Consider the following 17,244-nt stretch of genomic DNA (forward strand, 5'->3'; position numbering starts at 1 on the left):
CCAGGGGGCGCTCAGAACAGCCACTCGCCGGACAGGCGCAGCGTGCGCGGGGCGCCGGCCAGCACGCCGCCGTAGTTGACGTTCTCCCAGTAGCGCCGGTTGGCGAGGTTCTGCACCTGCAGGCGCCACACGCTCGGCACGCCGGCCACCTGCACGGCATAACGCACACCGGCGTCCCAGCGGGTGAATGCCGGCACCTTGAGCGAGTTGGCCTGGTCCAGCGCCCGCTCACCGGTGTGCACGAGGCCGCCATTCACGCTGAGGCCCGGGAGCGCCGCCACGCGCCAGTCGAGCCAGGCACTGGCCTGCAGCCGCGCCACGTTGGCCGGCCGCTTGCCCTCGCGTGCGTCCCGCGTGCCCTGCACCCGGGCATCCAGCCAGCTGACGCCCGCCACCGCCTGCAGGCCGCGCGCAAGCTCGCCGTTCAAGGCCAGCTCCAGGCCCTGGTGCCGCTGGCGGCCCAGTGTCTTGAAGACACCATCGTTCGCATCCACCGCCTGCAAGGGCTTGTCGATGTGGAACAGGGCCAGCGACGCCGACAGCGCAGGCCGCGGCCTCCACTTCACACCGGTTTCGATCTGCTGGCTGCGGATGGGGTCGAGCCGCTCGCCGCGGTTGCTCGCGGCATTGGGCGCGTAGGCGCCCTGCTCCAGGCCTTCGGTGTAGCTCGCATAGGCGGTCACGGCCTTGTTCGGCAGCCACACCAGCGCAGCCGAGGGCACCGTGACCTGCGCGCTGTAGTCGCGCTGCGTGCCGCTGGCGCTGCGGGACTCGGACCGGTACGCGATGGTGCGCAGGCCCGCCAGCACGCGCCAGTGTTCGTTCAACGAGATCGTGTCGCTCGCAAAGAGGCTGGGCTGGCGGGCGCTGCCCTGGTTCTTGGCCGGTGGGTCGGAGAAGTCGGGCTGCGCGCTGTAGACCGGTGCAAAGATGTTGCCCACCGTGAGGCCGTCGTTCGGGAACCAGCCGCCGTCCGAAGTCCTGAGCCGGCTGTCGGACACACCGATCACCACATCGTGCTGCACGCCGGCGGCGCGGAGGTGGCCGTTCAGGTAGGCCTGGGCCGCGACGGTGGTGAAGCGCTGGTCGGGTGAGTAGTAGTAGTCGCCGCTGGTGATGGTGCCGTCGCGAGCCACCTCGTACACGTCCGGAAAGGCGGCATCGCGCTCGGTGCGGCTGTAGCCCAGCTGCGCGATCAGGTCCCATCGCTGGCCCAGGCCTTGTTCCAGGCGCACGCCGACGTTGGAGGCGTCGGTGCGGTACTGGCCCCAGGGCTGGCCGAGCAGCGTGCGCGGGTTGAAGCTGTCGGCCGGCACCACCGTGCCATCGCTGCGCGGGCCGATCACTGGCTGGGCCGCCAGCTTCTTGTGCTGGTGGTCGGCGTCCAGCCGAAGCAGGGTGCCGGGCGCCAGCTGCACATCCAGCGCCAGGCCGGCGGTGGCGCGCGACAGGTCACCCGCATGCGTGAAGTCGCCTTGCTTTTCGCCGGCCAGGTTGACCCGGTACGCCAGCGTGCCGCTGGCGCCGATGGCCCCGCTGGTGTCCACATGCGCATAGCGTCCGCCGAAGCAGCGCAGCTCGGCGTCGACGCTGGTGAAGGCGCGGCGCGTGGGCCGCTTGAGGATGTAGTTGACCAACCCGCTGGGCTCGCCCACGCCGTAGAGGAAGCCGGACAGCCCCTTCAGCACGTCCACGCGCTCCATGTGCTCGAGCGGGATGTCGGCGTAGACGTTGGTCGGCAGGCCGTCGCGGCGCACGCTGTTGAGCGCGTTCGCCGAGAACCCGCGCACGGCGATGCCGTCGTAGGCCCCGCCGAAGGAGGCCGGCTGCACGCCCGGATCGTTCTTCAGCACGTCCTGCACGGTGCGGGCGCGCTGGTTGTCGATCAGCTCCCGGCTGTAGGAGCCGATGGAAAACGGCAGCTCGTGCAGGGGCTGCACACCGAGTGCACCGGCGTTCACGTCGCGGTTCACATACAGCGTTTCCTTCTTCGCGCTGATGATCACCTGCTCGACCGGCACGGCCTCGTGGTCAGCGCCTGCGGCCTGGGCCTGCGCGTTGTGGACGCAGGCGATGGCTGCCATCGCGGCCACATGCACCCCGGTGCAGCGAAAGTTCTTCGGGGTCATGCTCATTCGGCCCGGTACTGCGCAGGGCGCGGGTTCTCGACCACCAGCCCCTCGGGCTGGGCAAAGCTCAGGGTGGCGCGGTGCACCAGCGTGTCGTAGCGCTGCCCGCTCACCTCCCCGGTGCGCGGCTCGCGTGTTTCCACCTCCAGCACGTACTCGCCGCGCCAGGGTGTGTCGATGCGCACCCGCCCCTGCGTGTCGATGTCGTGCACCTGGATCCACAGGCTGGGCGCAATCACCTTCAGCGTGCCCTGCCGCAGCGGCGCGTCGCGGAAGTGGATGGCGAAGAGGTTGGGCTCACCCGCCGGCACGATGTCCAGCGCCATGGCCGCGGGCGTCGCCTGCAGCGGCCAGGGCGCGCGCCGGCTGTGGTACAGCGTGTGCACACCACCGGGGCTGGATGGGTTGTTGCGGACACCGGTGGATCGCGCCTGCGCCAGCGCGCCGCCCTCCCCCAGGCCACCCTGCAGCATGAAACCCGTGCCCCGCAGCTGCCACGTCAGCGCCCGTGTCTGCGCGCCGGCCGTGCGCTCGGCACGCAGCAGCACCAGGTGGTCCAGCTTGCCGGGGCTGCGTTCGTTCAGGCGGATTTCCGGCTCGCCGTACTGCACCTGCATCTCGCCGCTGCCGGCGGGTGCGATCCAGAGGCTGTGCGCCATCGCCAGCGGGCTGGCCAACGCGCTGACCAGCGCGAGCAATGTGGGTCTCATGCGATCTCCATGTCGTGATAAAGGCAAATGCGAATCATTCTCATTCTATGTCCTAGCATGCGCCTCCGTCCACAACACCAAGAGCTCAGGGAAGACTCGATGACCCATTCAACCGATACACCCGTTCGTGCGCCCCTCCACGTTCACCCGCTGACACCACGCGAGTGCGCCGGCATCGAGCAGCTGGTCGACCAGCTGGCCGCCAGCTTCGGCAGCGTGGAGACCTCCGAGTTCGCCGACGCCTGCGCATTGGCGGCTCAGGAGCTGCCCCGCCCCTTGCGTGAGCTCGCCCACCGCTTCAAGCACCTGCACCTGCCCTGCAGTGCGCTGCTGATCCGCGGCGTGCCGGTGGACGACAGCCGCATCGGGCCGTCGCCGGCGCACTGGGACGCCACCTGGCGCAACCCGCCCACCCTGCGCGAGGAGATCGCGCAATGCCTGCTCACCTCGGCCCTGGGCGAGATCTTCGGCTGGCGCACGCAGGAGAACGGCCGCTTCCTGCGCCACATCGTGCCGATCGAGCGCGACCGCGGCGAGCAGCTGGGCGGCGGCAGCAGCGTGACGCTGGTGTGGCACAACGAAGAAGCGTTCCACGAGCACCGTTGCGACTTCCTGTCCATCGTCTGCTACCGCAACGAGGAACGGGCTGAGACCATCCTTGCCACCATCGACGACTTCGACGTGCCGGACGACCTATGGGCCGTGCTGTCCGCGCCCCGCTTCGTGGTGCTGCCGGACACCTCCCACCTGCCGGACCAGAACATCAGCGCCCACTGGCGGCTGGACGACGACGCCTTCGAGCGTATCCGCCGCATGTATGCCGAGCCTTGCCCGGTGCCCGCGCTCAGCGGCTCGCGCCGGCGCCCGTTCATCCAGGTGGACGAGGCCTACATGCGTGCCGTCGATGGCGACACGCAGGCGCAGGCGGCCTTCGACTGGCTGATCGGGCGCTTCAATGCGCACAAGTGCTCCGTGGTGCTGGAGCCCGGCGACATGCTGTGGATCGACAACAAGCGGGCGGTGCACGGCCGCTCGGTCTACCAGCCCAACTACGGGCCGCGCCACCGCTGGCTGCGGCGCGTCAACGTCACCATGAACCTGCGCGGTTCCATGCCCCTGCGCGAGCACGCCGTCGCCCGCCACATCGTCTGAGGAGCCCCCATGCCAGCCATTCATGCCGCCGAGGCAGGCGCAAGCCTGCGCGTCATCAGCAAACGGGAGCTCGCCAGCCTGCGCTACGAGCTCGACGAAGTGCTGCAGGTCGTTCAAGGCGCCTACCGCGCCGTTGCCGAAGGCCGCTCCGCCAATCCCGCCAAGCTCACGGTCAAGCCCCCCGATGGCCGCTGCGTGGCCTACGCCATGCTGGGCCGCGACGGCGACCGCGGCACCGTGGCGGTCAAGACCTCCTACAAACACGGCCCCGAGGGTGACAAGGCCGACCAGCGCTACTACACCACGCTGTCGCTGTACGACGAGCACACCGGCCTGCCGATCGCGCTGATGGACTGCAGCCTGGTCGGCAGCCTGCGCACGCCGGCCGCCTCCGCGCTGATCGCCCAGGCCTGCGCCCGGCCGGGGGCCAGCACCGCGCTGGTGGTGGGCTGCGGCGTGCAGGGCACGATGGCGCTGCCCTTCCTGGTGCGCCGCCTGCCGGGGCTGCAGCGGCTGATCGTGCACGGGCACCACGTTGCCGGTATCGACGCGGTGCTGAGTGCCATGCACCAGCACCACCCGGGCCGCCAGGTCGAGGTGTCGCATGACCTGCGCCGCGCCGCGCAGGAGGCCGACATCGTGGTGGGTGCGGCCGGCCCGGCCTCGCCCGAAGCGGTGGACGCCAGCTGGCTGCGCCCCGGCGCACTGTGCATCCTCGTCGGCTACGGCATCGACAGGCAGGCCCTGCACCGCGCCGACTGGCGCGTGGCCACCAGCGCCGAGCAGATGCAGGTCACCGGCACGGACCTCGCCGTGGACGGCGTGCTGCCGGCCATCAATGCGGAGCTGCCCCAGATCCTGGTGGGCACTCAGCCCGGCCGGCGCGACGACCACCACCGCGTGTTTGCCTACAACAGCGGCATGGTGGTGACCGACATCGCGCTGGGGCGGCTGATGGCCGAGCGCGCGCTGGCACAGGGCCTGGGACGGGAGGTGGCGCTGTGGTGACACCCGTGCATGCTGCCGGCCGCCCCGCGCCGGCCGGGCTGGTGCTGCCGGCACTGCAGCATCCGCTGGTGCAGCGCCTGTTCGACGAGCACGCCGCATTGCTGCACGAGCTGGTCGACGGCCTGGGCTCGCCGCTGCACCTGATGCTGCCGCAGGTGTTTGCGCAGAACGCGACCGCGTTTGCCGAGTGCCTGCGCACCGAAGGTGTGGATGGCCTGGTGCTGTACGCCAAGAAGGCGAACAAGGCGCACTGCCTGGACGAGGCGTGTGCCCGGCTCGGCCTGGGCGTGGACGCCGCCAGCGCGCAGGAGCTGACACAGGCGCTGGGTGCCGGCGTGCCGGGGCCGCGGGTCGGTGTGTCCGGGCCGGCCAAACAACCGGCGCTGATGCGCCTGGCCCTCCGGCAGGGCAGCCTGCTCGCGATGGACAGCCTGGAGGAGCTGCAGGCCTGCGCGCTGGCGGCGGCCGCGGAACACGGCCGGGCACGCGTGCTGCTGCGCTGGCGGCCCGACTCCCAACCGCGCAGCCGCTTCGGCATGGCCGACGCGGAGCTCGATGCGGCGCTGGATGTGTGTCTCCACCAGCAGGCGCATCTCGGCCTGGAAGGGTTCTCCTTCCACCTCACCGGCTACTCCGCGGCCGAGCGCGCGGAGGCGGCGCACGCCCTGGTGCAGCGTTGCCTGGACGCCCGCGCCCGCGGCCTGCAGGCCGACTGCATCAACATCGGCGGCGGCTTTGCGGTGCGGTATGTCGAGCCCGCCGCCTGGCGCGACTTCCAGGCCCAGCAGGGCCCGGCGCACTACCACGCGGGCAAGGCTTTCGGTGGCTTCTACCCCTATGCCGCCGAATGCCATGGTGCCGCCATGCTGGCGGCGGTGCTCGCCGCCCGCCCGAGTGCGCAGGAGCCCTTGTCCGCGCGCCTGCGCCGCCACGGCGTGCGCCTGCTGCTCGAACCCGGCCGCGCGCTGCTGGACCAGGCCGGCCTCACGCTGTTTCGTGTGCAGGGTGTCAAGGACCGGCCCGACGGCTACGGCGTGCTCACGGTCGAAGGCACCAGCTTCAGCATGTCCGAGCAGTGGTTCGACAGCGAGTACCTGCCGGACCCGCTGCTGCTGCCCGACCGCGGCGACGCGGCCATGCCGTACATCGCCTGCGTGGCCGGCACCAGCTGCCTGGACAGCGACATGGTCAGCTGGCGAAAGCTGCGCCTGCCGCGCCGGCCGGTGCCTGGCGACCTGCTCGCCTACCTCAACACCGCGGGCTACCAGATGGACTCGAACGAATCGCCGTTCCATGGCCTGCCGTTGCCCCGCAAGGTGGCCGTCGAGTTCCACGCCGGCCAGCGCCTGCACTGGCGCCTGGACAGCGTGGCGCCGCTGCGCCCGCTTCAAATCATCTAAGGGAGAACCACTTCATGGACCGTCATCCGCTGCAACCCCAGGCCCGCCTGGCCACCCGCACCTCCGACCTCATCGGCCAGACCCCGCTGATGGAGCTGCTGACCACCCGCTTCGGCACCCGGGTGCTGCTCAAGCTGGAGCAGTTCAACCCCACCGGCACCGCCAAGATCCGCATGGCGCGGCAGATGCTCGACGAGGCCGAAGCGCAGGGCCGGCTGCAGCCCGGCGGCTGGGTGATCGAATCGACCTCCGGCAACACCGGCATGGGCCTGGCGCTGCTGGCCGCCGAACGCGGCTACCGCTTCACCGCGGTGGTGGACCACCATGCGTCCAAGGACAAGCTGCGCGCGATGCAGGCGTTTGGTGCCGAGCTGCTCTACGTCAACGAGCATCCGGGCGACGGCCTGGCCACCGCCGACCGCGAGGCGCTGGCCGAACGCATCGCCGCCGAACAAGGCGCCTACTGGACCGAGCAGCACAACAACCCGGCCAACGCCAACGGCTACCGTGCGGTGGCCCACGAGCTGGAGCAGGCGCTGGGCACCGGCATCACCCACCTGATCGGCGCGGTGGGCACCGGCGGTTCGCTGTTCGGCACGGCGCGCGAACTCAGGCAGCGGCTGCCCGGGGTGCGTGTGATCGGCGTGGAGCCGGTGGGCTCCATCGCCTTCGGCGGCCCGGGGGCACCGTACTACCAGTCGGGCACCGGCACACCCGAAGGCGCAGAGATCGGCGAGCTGGTGGACTACGGCCTGCTCGACGAAGGCCTGAAGGTGAGCGACGCGCAGGCCTTCAACACCGCCCGCTACATCGCCCGCACGCGGGCGCTGCTGCTGGGCGGCTCCGCCGGCGGCGTGCTCTACCAGGCACTCAAGCGTGCCGAGGTGGCACCGCCACACAGCACCATCGTCGTGCTGGTGTGCGATGGCGGCGAGAAGTACCTGGACACGGTGTTCAACGACGACTGGATGAACGAACGGGGCCTGATCGACCCGGCGGTCGGCGAGGAGCTGGATGCCTTGATCGAGCAGCTCACCGCGGGCATGGGCGCGTCCGCCCTCCACACGCCGCGGGCGGCCCGGGGCGATGCTGTGCGCACTATGCGGCGGACCGCGGCCCAAGAGGTGCATCCATGATGCTGCGCCGCGGGTGGGCGGATGCGGCCCACATCGGCACGCTGGCCCGGCCGCTGGTGCTCACGCAGCTGGCCCAGGTGGCGCTGGGCACCACCAGTGTGGTGATGCTCGGGCACCTGGGCGCGCTGGAGCTGGCGGCCGGCGGGCTGGCGTTGACCCTGTTCAACCTGCTGCGCACCATGGGGGTCGGCCTGGTCACCCCCACAGCCAACCTGATCGCCGCGGCCCCCGGGCAAGGCGTCGGCGCGCCCGGCCCGATACGCGACCTGGCACGCGCGGGCTTTGCGGTGGCCACCTTGGCAGGCCTGTTCGCCTGGGCGGTCATGGCCCTGGCCGGCCCGCTGCTGCGGCTGCTGGGCCAGGATGCCGCCGTGGTGGAGGGCTGCACCCGCTACCTCGCCCTCGCCGCACCGGGCATCCTGCCCCTGCTGTGGTTCCAGTCGCTGCGCAACGTGATGGTCGGCCTGCGCCGGCCCGGGCCCCTGCTGGCGGTCACGCTGGCCTCGGTGGTGGTGAACATCGGGCTCAACCTTGTGCTGGTCGACGGCGCGTGGGGGTTGCCCGCATGGGGGCTGGCGGGTGTCGCCCTGTCATCCACGCTGGTGAACACGGCCTCGTTCGCCGCCTTCTGCATGCTGGCGCGGCGCGACCCCACCGTCGGGCCGCTGTTGTGCTTGCGCATCTGGCGCACCAGCCGGGCGGCGCTCAAGCGCACGCTCGCGCTGGGGCTGCCGGTGGCCGCCACCTATGGCTCGGAGGCCGGCTTCTTCTCCGTGCTGAGCCTGCTGGCCGGCACCCTGGGTGCCACCGCGCTGGCCGCGCACACCGTGGTCAACCAGGCGGTGTATGTGGTGTTCATGGTCGCGGTTGGCATCTCGCATGCGGTGTCCATCAGCATCAGCCCCGCGTGGGCGCGCCACGACACCGCCACCGTGCGCCGCCTGGGCTGGACCGGGCTGGCGCTCGGCTGGCTGGCGATGGCCGGTGCAGCGGCCGTCTACCTGGCGGCGCCCCGGCTCGTGCTGTCCGCCTTCGTGCGTCCGGGCGCGGACACGGCCACGCTGCTGGTGGTGGCCACCCCCTTGCTCTGGCTGGCCGCGTTGCTGCAGTTCTTCGACGCCAGCCAGAACATCGCCATCGGGCTGCTGCGCGGGGTGGGCGACACCACGAGCGCCTTTTTTCGCACCCTGCTGGGTTACTGGGGCCTCGGCCTGGGCAGCGCCTGGCTGCTGGCCGGCCAGGCCGGCCTGGGTGTGGCCGGGCTGTGGCTGGGCCTGCTGGTCGGCCTGGCGGCCACGGCCGCACAGCTGCTGCTGCGCTTCCATCGCCTCACCGCCGCGCCGGGGCCACGCGCCAGCGACTCGCTGGGCGCACTGAAGAAGGAGTCCACCGCATGACGATCTCCGCAGCCCCCGTGAGCGAAGTGGCCGGCTATGTCGTGGCCATCCGCACGATCGAGTTCTTCCAGGCAACCGAACAGGTGGATGAAGACCACGTGCGCCAGCTGGCCCGCACCATCCACCTCCAGGGCCACTGGCTGGCACCGATGCCGATCGAATCCAGCACGGGCCTGGTGATGGATGGCAACCATCGCCTGCAGGCGGCGCGGCTGCTGGGCCTGCGGCGGCTGCCCTGCATCCCGCTGCACTATGGCGACCGCCGCGTGGCGGTGCGCTGCTGGCGCAGCAACCTGCCCTTCGACACCCGGCGCGTCCTGTCGCTCGCCAGCGGCCGGGAACTGCTGCCTTTCAAGACCACCCGCCATCGTTTTGACCCGCCGCTGCCGCAAAGCCACATCCCGATCGCGTTGCTGGCGTGATCAGCCCGCACGCGGCCGTGTTGCTCAGCGGGGGGAGCCTGCGCGCAGGCGGTGCCGGCGCGCCATGGCCTCCAGGCCGAAGTGCATCGCGGTCGCCCCTGCCAGCGGCAGCAGGTAGAAAGCGGCACGGTAGGCCAGCAATGCCGCGATCAGCTGGCCCTCCGGCACACGGTCACCCAGGGTGGCGATGAACACCGCCTCGATGACACCCAGCCCGCCCGGCACATGCAGCGCCACGCCGGCCACCGCCGCGCACAGCAGCGTGCCGAACACCGTGCCGTAGGGCACATGGCCCGGCATCAAGGTCCAGATCACCGCGCCGGTGAGCGCCCAGTGCAGCACCGACAGGGCCACCTGTTCCAGCGCCAGGCGGCCGGTGGGCAGCTCGAACTCGCGTCCCCGCCAGTGCAGCTGGCGCCGCCGCGCGGTGGCGCACCACAGCACGTACAGCAAGGTCACCGCCAGCATCGCGATACCGGCCAGCTGCGCCAGCTCCGGGTCCAGCCCCAGCTGGGCCGGTGGCTCGAACGAGCGCGTGGCCAGCAGCACGCCGGCCAGCACCATGTAGCCGCTCCAGTTGGTGAGCAGGCTCAACATGAAGACGCGGCCCGCCTCCATCGAGGTGAGGCCCAGGCGCGAATACAGGCGCCAGCGGAACGCGAAGCCACCGACCAGGGCACCGAGATTGAGGTTGAAGGCGTACGACACCAGGCCGACGCCCACCACCTTCAACGGGGGAATCTGGTGGTCCAGGTAGCGCCGGGCCAGCAGGTCGTAGGTGGCGTAGGTGAGGTGCGCCGCGCTTGCAAACGCCAGGGCGGCCAGCAGCGTGGTGACCGGGTAGCCCAGCAGCACCTGCCACACGGCCGACCAGTCCACCTTGCGCGCCCGGTCCACCACCAGCCAGCCGACGGCCAGCGCCAGCGCGATGGCGATGCCACGGCCCAGCAGGCGGCGCCACGGCGGCTTGTGCGGACGGATCAGCGGATCGTCCGCCAGGTCGTCGATCGCCTCGCCGGGGGGCAGGGCCTGCTCACGCATGGCGGTGGCTTTCCACCTCGCCGGAACGCGGTGGCTCGCTCAAGGCCGGCGGCGTGCTGGGCCGCAGCGGCGTCAGCTTGGGCCGGTGCGCCGGCAGCCAGCCGGCCCACGCCGGGAAATGGCGCGTCAGGTGGTAGGCCAGCGCGTCCAGCAGCATGGCCCAGCGCCCACGCCCACCTTCGGGCTGCACCTGCACCTGGGTGCAGTGGTTGGCCATCAGGCCTTCCAGGTTCTGGCGCAGCTCGGCGATGAAGGCCCGGTCGCGTGTCATCACGTTGGCCTCGAGGTTGAGCGACAGGCTCAAGGGATCGAGGTTGCTGGAACCCACCGTGGCCCAGCTGTCGTCCACCAGCGCCACCTTGCCGTGCAGGGGCCGCTTGCAGTACTCATGGATCTCCACGCCGGCCGGCAGCAGGTGGCCGTGCAGCAGGCCGGCCGCCGTCTTCACGATCTTCATGTCCGGCTGGCCCTGCAGGATCAGGCGCACCCGCACGCCGCGGCGGGCCGCCTGGCGGATGGTCTTGAGCAGCCGGTAGCCGGGGAAGAAGTAGGCGTTGGCAATGATCACCTCGCGCCGCGCCGCGCGGATCGCGGCCCGGTACTGGCGCTCGATGTCGTCGCGGTGATGGAAGTTGTCGCGTATGACGAACATCACTTCCGCATCGCCGGCGGGCTGCGGCGGCGGCAGCTCCGGCCACGGCGGGCGCGGGCGGATCTGGCTGCGTGCGAAGGCATGGATCCGCGCGACGATGGGCCCGCGCAGGCGCACCGAATAGTCCTGCTTGGCCTCCGGGCCGAAGTCGCCCAGGTGGTCGGCGCTGAAGTTGATGCCGCCCACGAAGGCCACCTCGCCGTCCACCACCACGATCTTGCGGTGCATGCGGCGGAACATGTTGGTGCGCAGGCGGCCGAACAGCGGCGGCCGCGGATCGAAGGCGCGCACCCGCACGCCGGCATGCATCAGCGCCGCCAGGTAGTCGTCGGACAGGTCGGGCGAGCCGAAACCATCGACCAGCAGGTCGATGGACACGCCGCGCGCGGCCGCCTCCAGCAGCACCCGGTGCAGCTCCAGGCCCACCTTGTCCTCGAACAGGATGAAGGTCTCGATGATGACCTCGTGGCGTGCCTGCCGGATGGCGTCGAACACCGCGGGAAAGTGCTGTTCACCGTTTTCCAGCAGCTCGATGGAATTGCCTGACGTCCAGGCCCGCTGCGGGCGCGGCAGGCGCGACATCAGGCGCTCGCGGGTGATTCCACTCATACGTGGATCTCCGCGGCCAGCGGGGCATGGTCCGACAGGTGCGACCATGGCTTGCGCGGCAGCGTCACCGGGCTGTGGGCACTGGCGTTGCGGGCGTAGATGCGGTCCAGGCGCAGCATCGGCAGGCGCGACGGGAAGGTGCGGGCCGGCTCGCCGTGGGCGCTGACGAACACCTCTCGCAGGTTGAGGCATTCCATCAGCTGGCGATGCCCTTGCAGCCGCCAGTCATTGAAGTCGCCTGCCACCACCACGGGCGCGTCGGCCGGGATCTCGTTGTTCACCAGTTCGCACAGCTGGGCCAGCTGGCGTCGCCGGTGCGATTCACGCAGCCCCAGGTGCACACACACGGTGTGCACTGGCGGCACGCCACCGGGCGGCTGCAGCACGCAGTGCAGCAGGCCGCGGGTCTCGTCACCGGGATGGGAGGCGTCGTGATTCATGTGGTGGACGATCGGAAAACGCGACAGCAGGGCATTGCCATGATGGCCGTGGGGATACACCGCGTTGCGGCCATAAGCCATGTCGGTCCACATGGTGTCGGCCAGGTACTCGTACTGGGGTGCGTCCGGCCATTCCTCGTAGCGGGCAGCGTGCCCGGCATGCTGGCCCAGCACTTCCTGCAGGAACACCACGTCGGCCTGCACCGCGTGCACCGCCTCCCGCAGCTCGCGCAGGATGAACCGGCGGTTGAAAGCACCGAAGCCCTTGTGGGCATTGACGGTGAGCACGCGAAAGGCAAAGCGCGCGTCGGTGTCGGCCTGTTCGCCGGTGGAAGCCGGGATCTGCACACCGGGGCGCGGGAAGTCTCGTGGGGACATCCCGCCACTGTGCCGCGGCGGCCCGGCCTGCGCTGTCGCTGCGGCACGGCTTTGCACGTCGGCGATCGCCTACACGGCGGCGTGCGATTCCTCGGCCCGCTCCTGCAGGGTGGCAAGGAACTGGCGCTGCCACCACTGCACGTCGTAACGCACCACGTTCTTCAGCAGCGCCTGGTGCCGCTCCACCCGCTCGGCCAGCGGCATGTGCAGTGCCCGCTCGATCGCATCGGCGGTGGCGGAGATGTCGTAGGGGTTCACCAGCAAGGCCTCGCGCAGCTGCTCGGCCGCGCCGGTGAAACGCGACAGCACCAGCACGCCGGGATTCTCCGGCTCCTGCGACAACACGTATTCCTTGGCCACCAGGTTCATGCCGTCGCGCAGCGGCGTCACCAGCCCCACCCGGCTGGCGCGGTACAGGCCGGGCAGCCGCCGGCGTGAGATGGTGCGGTAGAGGTAGCGCACCGGCATCCAGTCCAGTTCGCCGAACTCTCCATTGATGGAGCCGCACAGCAGCTCCAGCTGGGTGCGGATCTGCGCATAGGCTTCCACCGACGAGCGCGACGGCGAGGCAATCTGGATCAAGGTGGCGCTGTTGCGATGCACCGGGTAGCGATGCAGCATCTCGTTGAAGGCCTGCAGCCGCTGCGGCAGGCCCTTGGAATAGTCCAGCCGGTCCACGCCCACCAGCAGCTGGCGCTTGGCATATTGCTCGCTGGTGTTGCGCCAGGTCTCCACCGCCTCGTCGGCCGCGGCCAGGGCGCGGAACTCCTGCACGTCGATGCCGATCGGGAACGCCTGCGCCCGCAGCACCCGGCCGAACGCATGGAAACGGTGGTCGGGCAGCACATGCGCCCTCGCCTCGCTCATCACGAAGCCGGCGAAATGGGCCGCATCGGCCTCGCTCTGCAGGCCCAGCAGGTCATAGGCGAACAGCGAGCGCAGCAGCCAGTCGTGCGCCGGCAGCGCGGCCAGGATCAGCGGCGGGGGCAGCGGAATGTGCAGGAAGAAGCCGATGCGCTGCTTGCAGCCCAGCGTGCGCAGCTCGGCGGCCAGCGGAATCAGGTGGTAGTCGTGCACCCAGATCACGTCGTCATCGCGCAGCAGCGGCAGCAGCGCCTGCGCGAACTGGCGGTTCACGCGCCGGTAGCCGTCGAGGTAGTCGCTGCGGAACTCCGCCAGGTCCAGCCGGTAGTGGAACACCGGCCACAACACGCTGTTGGAATAGCCCAGGTAATAGGTGTCGTGGTCCGACTGCGTGAGGTCCACGGTGGCCAGTGTCACGTTGCCCGAATTGCGCAGCTGCGCCTTGAGCAACTGCGCCGGCTCGGTGCGGTCGTCGACGATGCGCCCGCTCCAGCCGAACCACAAGCCTCCCGTCTCGTTGAGGGTGGGACCGAGCGCCACGGCCAGGCCGCCGGCGGCGGTCTTGCGGGGGTCGGCGAGGCGATTGGAGACAGCGACTACGCGTGCCATGGCGGTGCTCCTTCTGTGCGGGAGTCTGTTGGGAACTTCATTCGCGTGCGGGGGAGTGAGTTTGCTGACGGCCAGCCATCGTGGCTTCATGCGGGCCGCCATGAAGGGAGCGGCAAGGGCGTGGGCGGGCGTGGCGGAGGGCTTCATCCCGGCGGTCGGCCCTGGCGGGCCGACTGCTCTGCGCTGCTCGGGCCCCGAGGGCGGCTGCGGAACTCGCCCTTATCGGCCGCTGCGCGGCCGAACGGAGCTCAAACAGTCCTCGCCAACCCGCCGCTCGCGCGGCGGGCAACCCTCGAGGCCCTGCGCTGCTCGACGCCTGCGAGGCGCCCACCGCCACACCCGCCCATGCCCTTGCAACACCGTTGGAGCACCTCCACCGGGAATTGCTTCGTGGCGAACCCACAGTGGAGTCAGCAAGGCGGCGTGCGGGCAGCCGGCGGGGCGCCTTGAGCCGCCGAGAAGCGCAGGGCCGGGCAGGCTCCGCCGCGCGCAGCGTGGCGGTGGCGAGGACTGTTTGAGCTCCGTTGGCCCGCGCAGCGGGCCATAAGGGCGAGTTCCGCAGCCACCTGCCCGGCCCGAGCATCGCAGGGTAGTCGCCGCCAAAGGCGGCGACCGGCTCAGATGAAGCCCCGACGGCTGCCTGCACGCCGCCTTGCCCGCTCGGTAGCCCGAATGCTTTCCTCATATCACCGTGTCCCACGGCCGTGACAGCCTTGTGGCACCGTTGATGAGGCCCACCATCGAATAGGTCTGCGGGAAGTTGCCCCACATCTCGCCGGTGATCGGATGGGTGTCCTCCGACAGCAGGCCCAGGTGGTTGCGGGCCGACAGCATGGCCTCGAAGATCGCACGAGCCTCGGCATGGCGGCCGATGCGCGCGAGGGCGTCGATGCGCCAGAACGTGCAGATGTTGAACGAGGTCTCGGGCTTGCCGAAGTCGTCGGCGGCCTCGTAGCGGCGCATGAAGGGGCCGTCGGCGAGTGTCTTTTCCATCGCATCCACGGTGGACACGAAGCGCGGGTCGCGCGGGTCGATGAAACCCACCTCGGCCATCAGCAGCACGCTGGCATCGAGCTCGCTGCCACCGAAGCTTTCGGCAAAGGCCTGGCGCTTCTCGCTCCACGATTCGCGCAGGATGCGGTCGCGGATGTGCTGCGCGCGCTGGCCCCAGTAGGTGGCGCGCTCGGGCAGGCCGAGCGCCACCGCGATCTTGGCCAGGCGGTCGCAGGCGGCCCAGTTCATCAGCACCGACGAGGTGTGCACGCGCGCCCGCGTGCGCAGCTCCCACATGCCGGCGTCGGGCGAGTCGTGCACGCCCCAGGCCAATTCGCCCATGCGTTCGAGCTGCTGGAATTCGTTGAGGCCGGCGCGGCGGAACAGGCGGGTGTCGTGGAAGGCCTGGGCTGCCCCCAGGATGATGTTGCCGTACACGTCGTGCTGGAAGTGCTCGTAGGCCTGGTTGCCCACGCGCACCGGCGCATGGCCGCGGTAGCCCGGCAGGTGCTCCACGACGCCTTCGGTGAGGTGCTTCTCCAGGCCGATGCCGTACAGCGGCTGCACATGGCGAAGGTCCTCGCCGGCGATCACGTTGCCCAGCCAGCGCAGGTATTCCTCCATGGTGGCCACTTCGCTGATGCTGTTGAGCGCCCGCACCACGAAGAAGGCGTCGCGCAGCCAGCAGAAGCGGTAGTCCCAGTTGCGCGCGCTGCCCGGCGCCTCCGGGATGCTGGTGGTCATCGCGGCCACGATGGCGCCGGTGTCCTCGTACAGCGAGAGCTTGAGCGTGATGGCGGCGCGCACCACCGCGTCCTGCCACTCCAGCGGCAGGGTGAGTGCACGCGCCCAGTTGCGCCAGTAGCGTGCCGTGCGCGAATGCAGGTCGTCGGCCACTTGGCGCACACCGGCGTCCAGGGTCTCGTCGGGCCCCAGGATGAAATCCATGGGCGCATCCAGCAGGAAGGGTGTTTCGTCCAGCACATAGGCCAGCGGCGCGTCGGTGGTCAGGCGCAGCACCATGTCGGGCCCCACGTAGCGCACGTGGTGGCTGCCGCGTGTGAGCGTGGGGATCGCGCGGCCCCAGTCGAAGCGCGGGCGCAGGCGCATCAGCACCCGCGGCTGGCCGGCGATCGGGCGCAGGCGCCGCACGATCTGCACCGGGCGGAACACCCGCTCGCGCGCAAAGAAGCGCGGCGCCAGGTCGGTCACCTCGATGCCGTTGCCATGCGCGTCCCACAGGCGGGTGACCAGCACGGCGGTGTTGGGCTCGTACACCTGCTCGCTGCGCGCCTGGCCTTCGAGCTCCACGCTCCAGGCGCTGGCCGCGTCGCTCGGGTCCAGCAGGGCGTTGAACACCGGGTCGGCGTCGAAGCGCGGCATGCAGGACCACACGATGCGCGCATGGCGGTCCACCAGCGCGGTGAAACTGCAGTTGCCGATGACGCCCAGCTCGAGTGAATTGGGCAGGGTGCTGGGGCCGTAACCCCTAGGCGCTTGCGGCATGGTGAGTGATGTCCTTGGGTGGATGGGCAGCGGCCAGCAGCCAGCGCCGCACGGCGGCGGCACCGTCGATGCGTTGTGCGGCGATGGTGGGGCCCGGGCCGACCTTCACCGCCACGCCGCCGAGGCGCTGCACCACCTCGAAGCCGGCTTCGTCGGTCACGTCGTCGCCCAGGAAGAGTGGCTGGCGGCCGGCAAACGGCGGCTCGGCCAGAAACGCCTCGATCGCATGGCCCTTGCTCACGCCGCGCGGCAGCACCTCCAGCACCATCTTTCCGTCCAGCAGCTGCAGCCCGGGCGCGCCAGCCAGCGCCTGGGTGATCGCCTCGCGGCAGGCCGCCTCCCACTGGGGCGCCTCGCGGTAATGCAGGGCCACCGCGGCGCCCTTGCGTTCGACGCGCAGGCCGGGGTGGGTGGCCGCCAGCGCCTCCGCACGGGTGGCGATGGCGTCCAGCGCCGTCGTGGGCAGGCGCTCAACGGTGCCCGCCGCCCGCCGGCGCTCCGCGCCATGAATGCCGGCCGCCGGCAATGTGAGCGGCGCCAGCCAGCGGTCAAGTTCGGCAATCGGGCGGCCGGAGATGATGGCCAGCGCGCCACCCAGGCGCTCGCTCAGGCGGGCGAGAGCGTGCGTGAGCGCCGGATCGACGACGATGCGGTCCGGGCTGGGGGCAATGTCGACCAGCGTGCCGTCGAAATCGAGAAACAGGGCGTGGTCATCGTTCAGTGGCGGGGAAATCGGCATCACGGGCGGTGGGTCGGGGACGCAAGGGTGCTGGCAAACAGGATGCCGGCCCCTCCCGT

At 70.6% G+C, this 17,244-nt stretch carries 14 protein-coding genes; 6 read left to right on the plus strand and 8 right to left on the minus strand.

What is annotated here, in order from left to right; genetic code table 11:
- Positions 1-11 precede the first annotated feature (11 nt).
- Together VPH43_RS09040 and VPH43_RS09045 are read right to left on the minus strand one after the other, a co-directional pair.
- Entirely contained in the window at positions 12-2,135 is a 2,124-nt protein-coding gene (locus VPH43_RS09040; RefSeq protein ID WP_328577347.1) for a TonB-dependent siderophore receptor, read from the minus strand.
- Positions 2,132-2,839, minus strand: a complete 708-nt coding sequence (locus tag VPH43_RS09045; protein WP_328577348.1) for a hypothetical protein — start codon at positions 2,837-2,839, stop codon at positions 2,132-2,134. The genes VPH43_RS09040 and VPH43_RS09045 overlap by 4 nt, the downstream gene beginning before the upstream one ends.
- 99 nt (positions 2,840-2,938) lie before the next feature.
- Here VPH43_RS09045 and VPH43_RS09050 point away from each other — a divergent pair, with 99 nt between their 5' ends.
- The 6 genes from VPH43_RS09050 to VPH43_RS09075 are packed head-to-tail and all read left to right on the plus strand — an operon-like array spanning position 2,939 to position 9,354.
- On the plus strand, positions 2,939-3,991 hold the full coding sequence (locus VPH43_RS09050) for a TauD/TfdA family dioxygenase (RefSeq protein ID WP_328577349.1): 1,053 nt from the start codon (positions 2,939-2,941) through the stop codon (positions 3,989-3,991).
- Positions 3,992-4,000: 9 nt separating this feature from the next.
- Positions 4,001-4,999, plus strand: a complete 999-nt coding sequence (locus VPH43_RS09055) for an ornithine cyclodeaminase family protein (RefSeq protein ID WP_328577350.1) — start codon at positions 4,001-4,003, stop codon at positions 4,997-4,999.
- Complete coding sequence (locus tag VPH43_RS09060) at positions 4,996-6,399, plus strand: Y4yA family PLP-dependent enzyme (RefSeq protein ID WP_328577351.1); 1,404 nt, start codon at positions 4,996-4,998, stop codon at positions 6,397-6,399. Before VPH43_RS09055 ends, VPH43_RS09060 begins: the two co-directional genes overlap by 4 nt.
- A gap of 14 nt (positions 6,400-6,413) precedes the next feature.
- Positions 6,414-7,535 (plus strand): cysteine synthase family protein, encoded by a 1,122-nt coding sequence (locus tag VPH43_RS09065; protein WP_328577352.1) that lies wholly within the window; start codon positions 6,414-6,416, stop codon positions 7,533-7,535.
- The gene (locus tag VPH43_RS09070; protein ID WP_328577353.1) at positions 7,532-8,932 is read left to right on the plus strand and encodes an MATE family efflux transporter; all 1,401 of its coding nucleotides are present in this window, start codon (positions 7,532-7,534) and stop codon (positions 8,930-8,932) included. The genes VPH43_RS09065 and VPH43_RS09070 overlap by 4 nt, the downstream gene beginning before the upstream one ends.
- Entirely contained in the window at positions 8,929-9,354 is a 426-nt protein-coding gene (locus VPH43_RS09075) for a ParB N-terminal domain-containing protein (protein ID WP_328577354.1), read from the plus strand. Before VPH43_RS09070 ends, VPH43_RS09075 begins: the two co-directional genes overlap by 4 nt.
- Before the next feature lie 24 nt (positions 9,355-9,378).
- On the opposite strand, the gene VPH43_RS09080 is transcribed toward VPH43_RS09075, so the two are convergent.
- From VPH43_RS09080 to otsB, 6 genes are all read right to left on the minus strand, one after another.
- Positions 9,379-10,395, minus strand: coding sequence for a lysylphosphatidylglycerol synthase domain-containing protein (locus VPH43_RS09080; protein WP_328577355.1), 1,017 nt, complete (start codon positions 10,393-10,395; stop codon positions 9,379-9,381).
- Positions 10,388-11,656: a cardiolipin synthase ClsB gene (gene clsB, locus VPH43_RS09085; RefSeq protein ID WP_442909244.1), complete on the minus strand. Its 1,269-nt coding sequence runs from the start codon at positions 11,654-11,656 to the stop codon at positions 10,388-10,390. Before clsB ends, VPH43_RS09080 begins: the two co-directional genes overlap by 8 nt.
- Positions 11,653-12,474: an endonuclease/exonuclease/phosphatase family protein gene (locus tag VPH43_RS09090; protein WP_328577356.1), complete on the minus strand. Its 822-nt coding sequence runs from the start codon at positions 12,472-12,474 to the stop codon at positions 11,653-11,655. Before VPH43_RS09090 ends, clsB begins: the two co-directional genes overlap by 4 nt.
- A gap of 69 nt (positions 12,475-12,543) precedes the next feature.
- Positions 12,544-13,947, minus strand: a complete 1,404-nt coding sequence (gene otsA, locus VPH43_RS09095; protein ID WP_328577357.1) for an alpha,alpha-trehalose-phosphate synthase (UDP-forming) — start codon at positions 13,945-13,947, stop codon at positions 12,544-12,546.
- 681 nt (positions 13,948-14,628) lie between these two features.
- A complete protein-coding gene (locus tag VPH43_RS09100; RefSeq protein WP_328577358.1) occupies positions 14,629-16,446 on the minus strand; it encodes a glycoside hydrolase family 15 protein in 1,818 nt (605 codons plus the stop codon).
- Positions 16,430-17,185 carry a trehalose-phosphatase gene (otsB, locus tag VPH43_RS09105; protein ID WP_328577359.1) on the minus strand — a complete coding sequence of 252 codons (756 nt, stop codon included), beginning with the start codon at positions 17,183-17,185 and terminating at the stop codon, positions 16,430-16,432. The genes VPH43_RS09100 and otsB overlap by 17 nt, the downstream gene beginning before the upstream one ends.
- Between the last annotated feature and the right edge of the window lie 59 nt (positions 17,186-17,244).

It is taken from the genome of Ideonella sp. BN130291 (assembly GCF_036231905.1).
GTDB lineage: Bacteria > Pseudomonadota > Gammaproteobacteria > Burkholderiales > Burkholderiaceae_C > CAMLIZ01.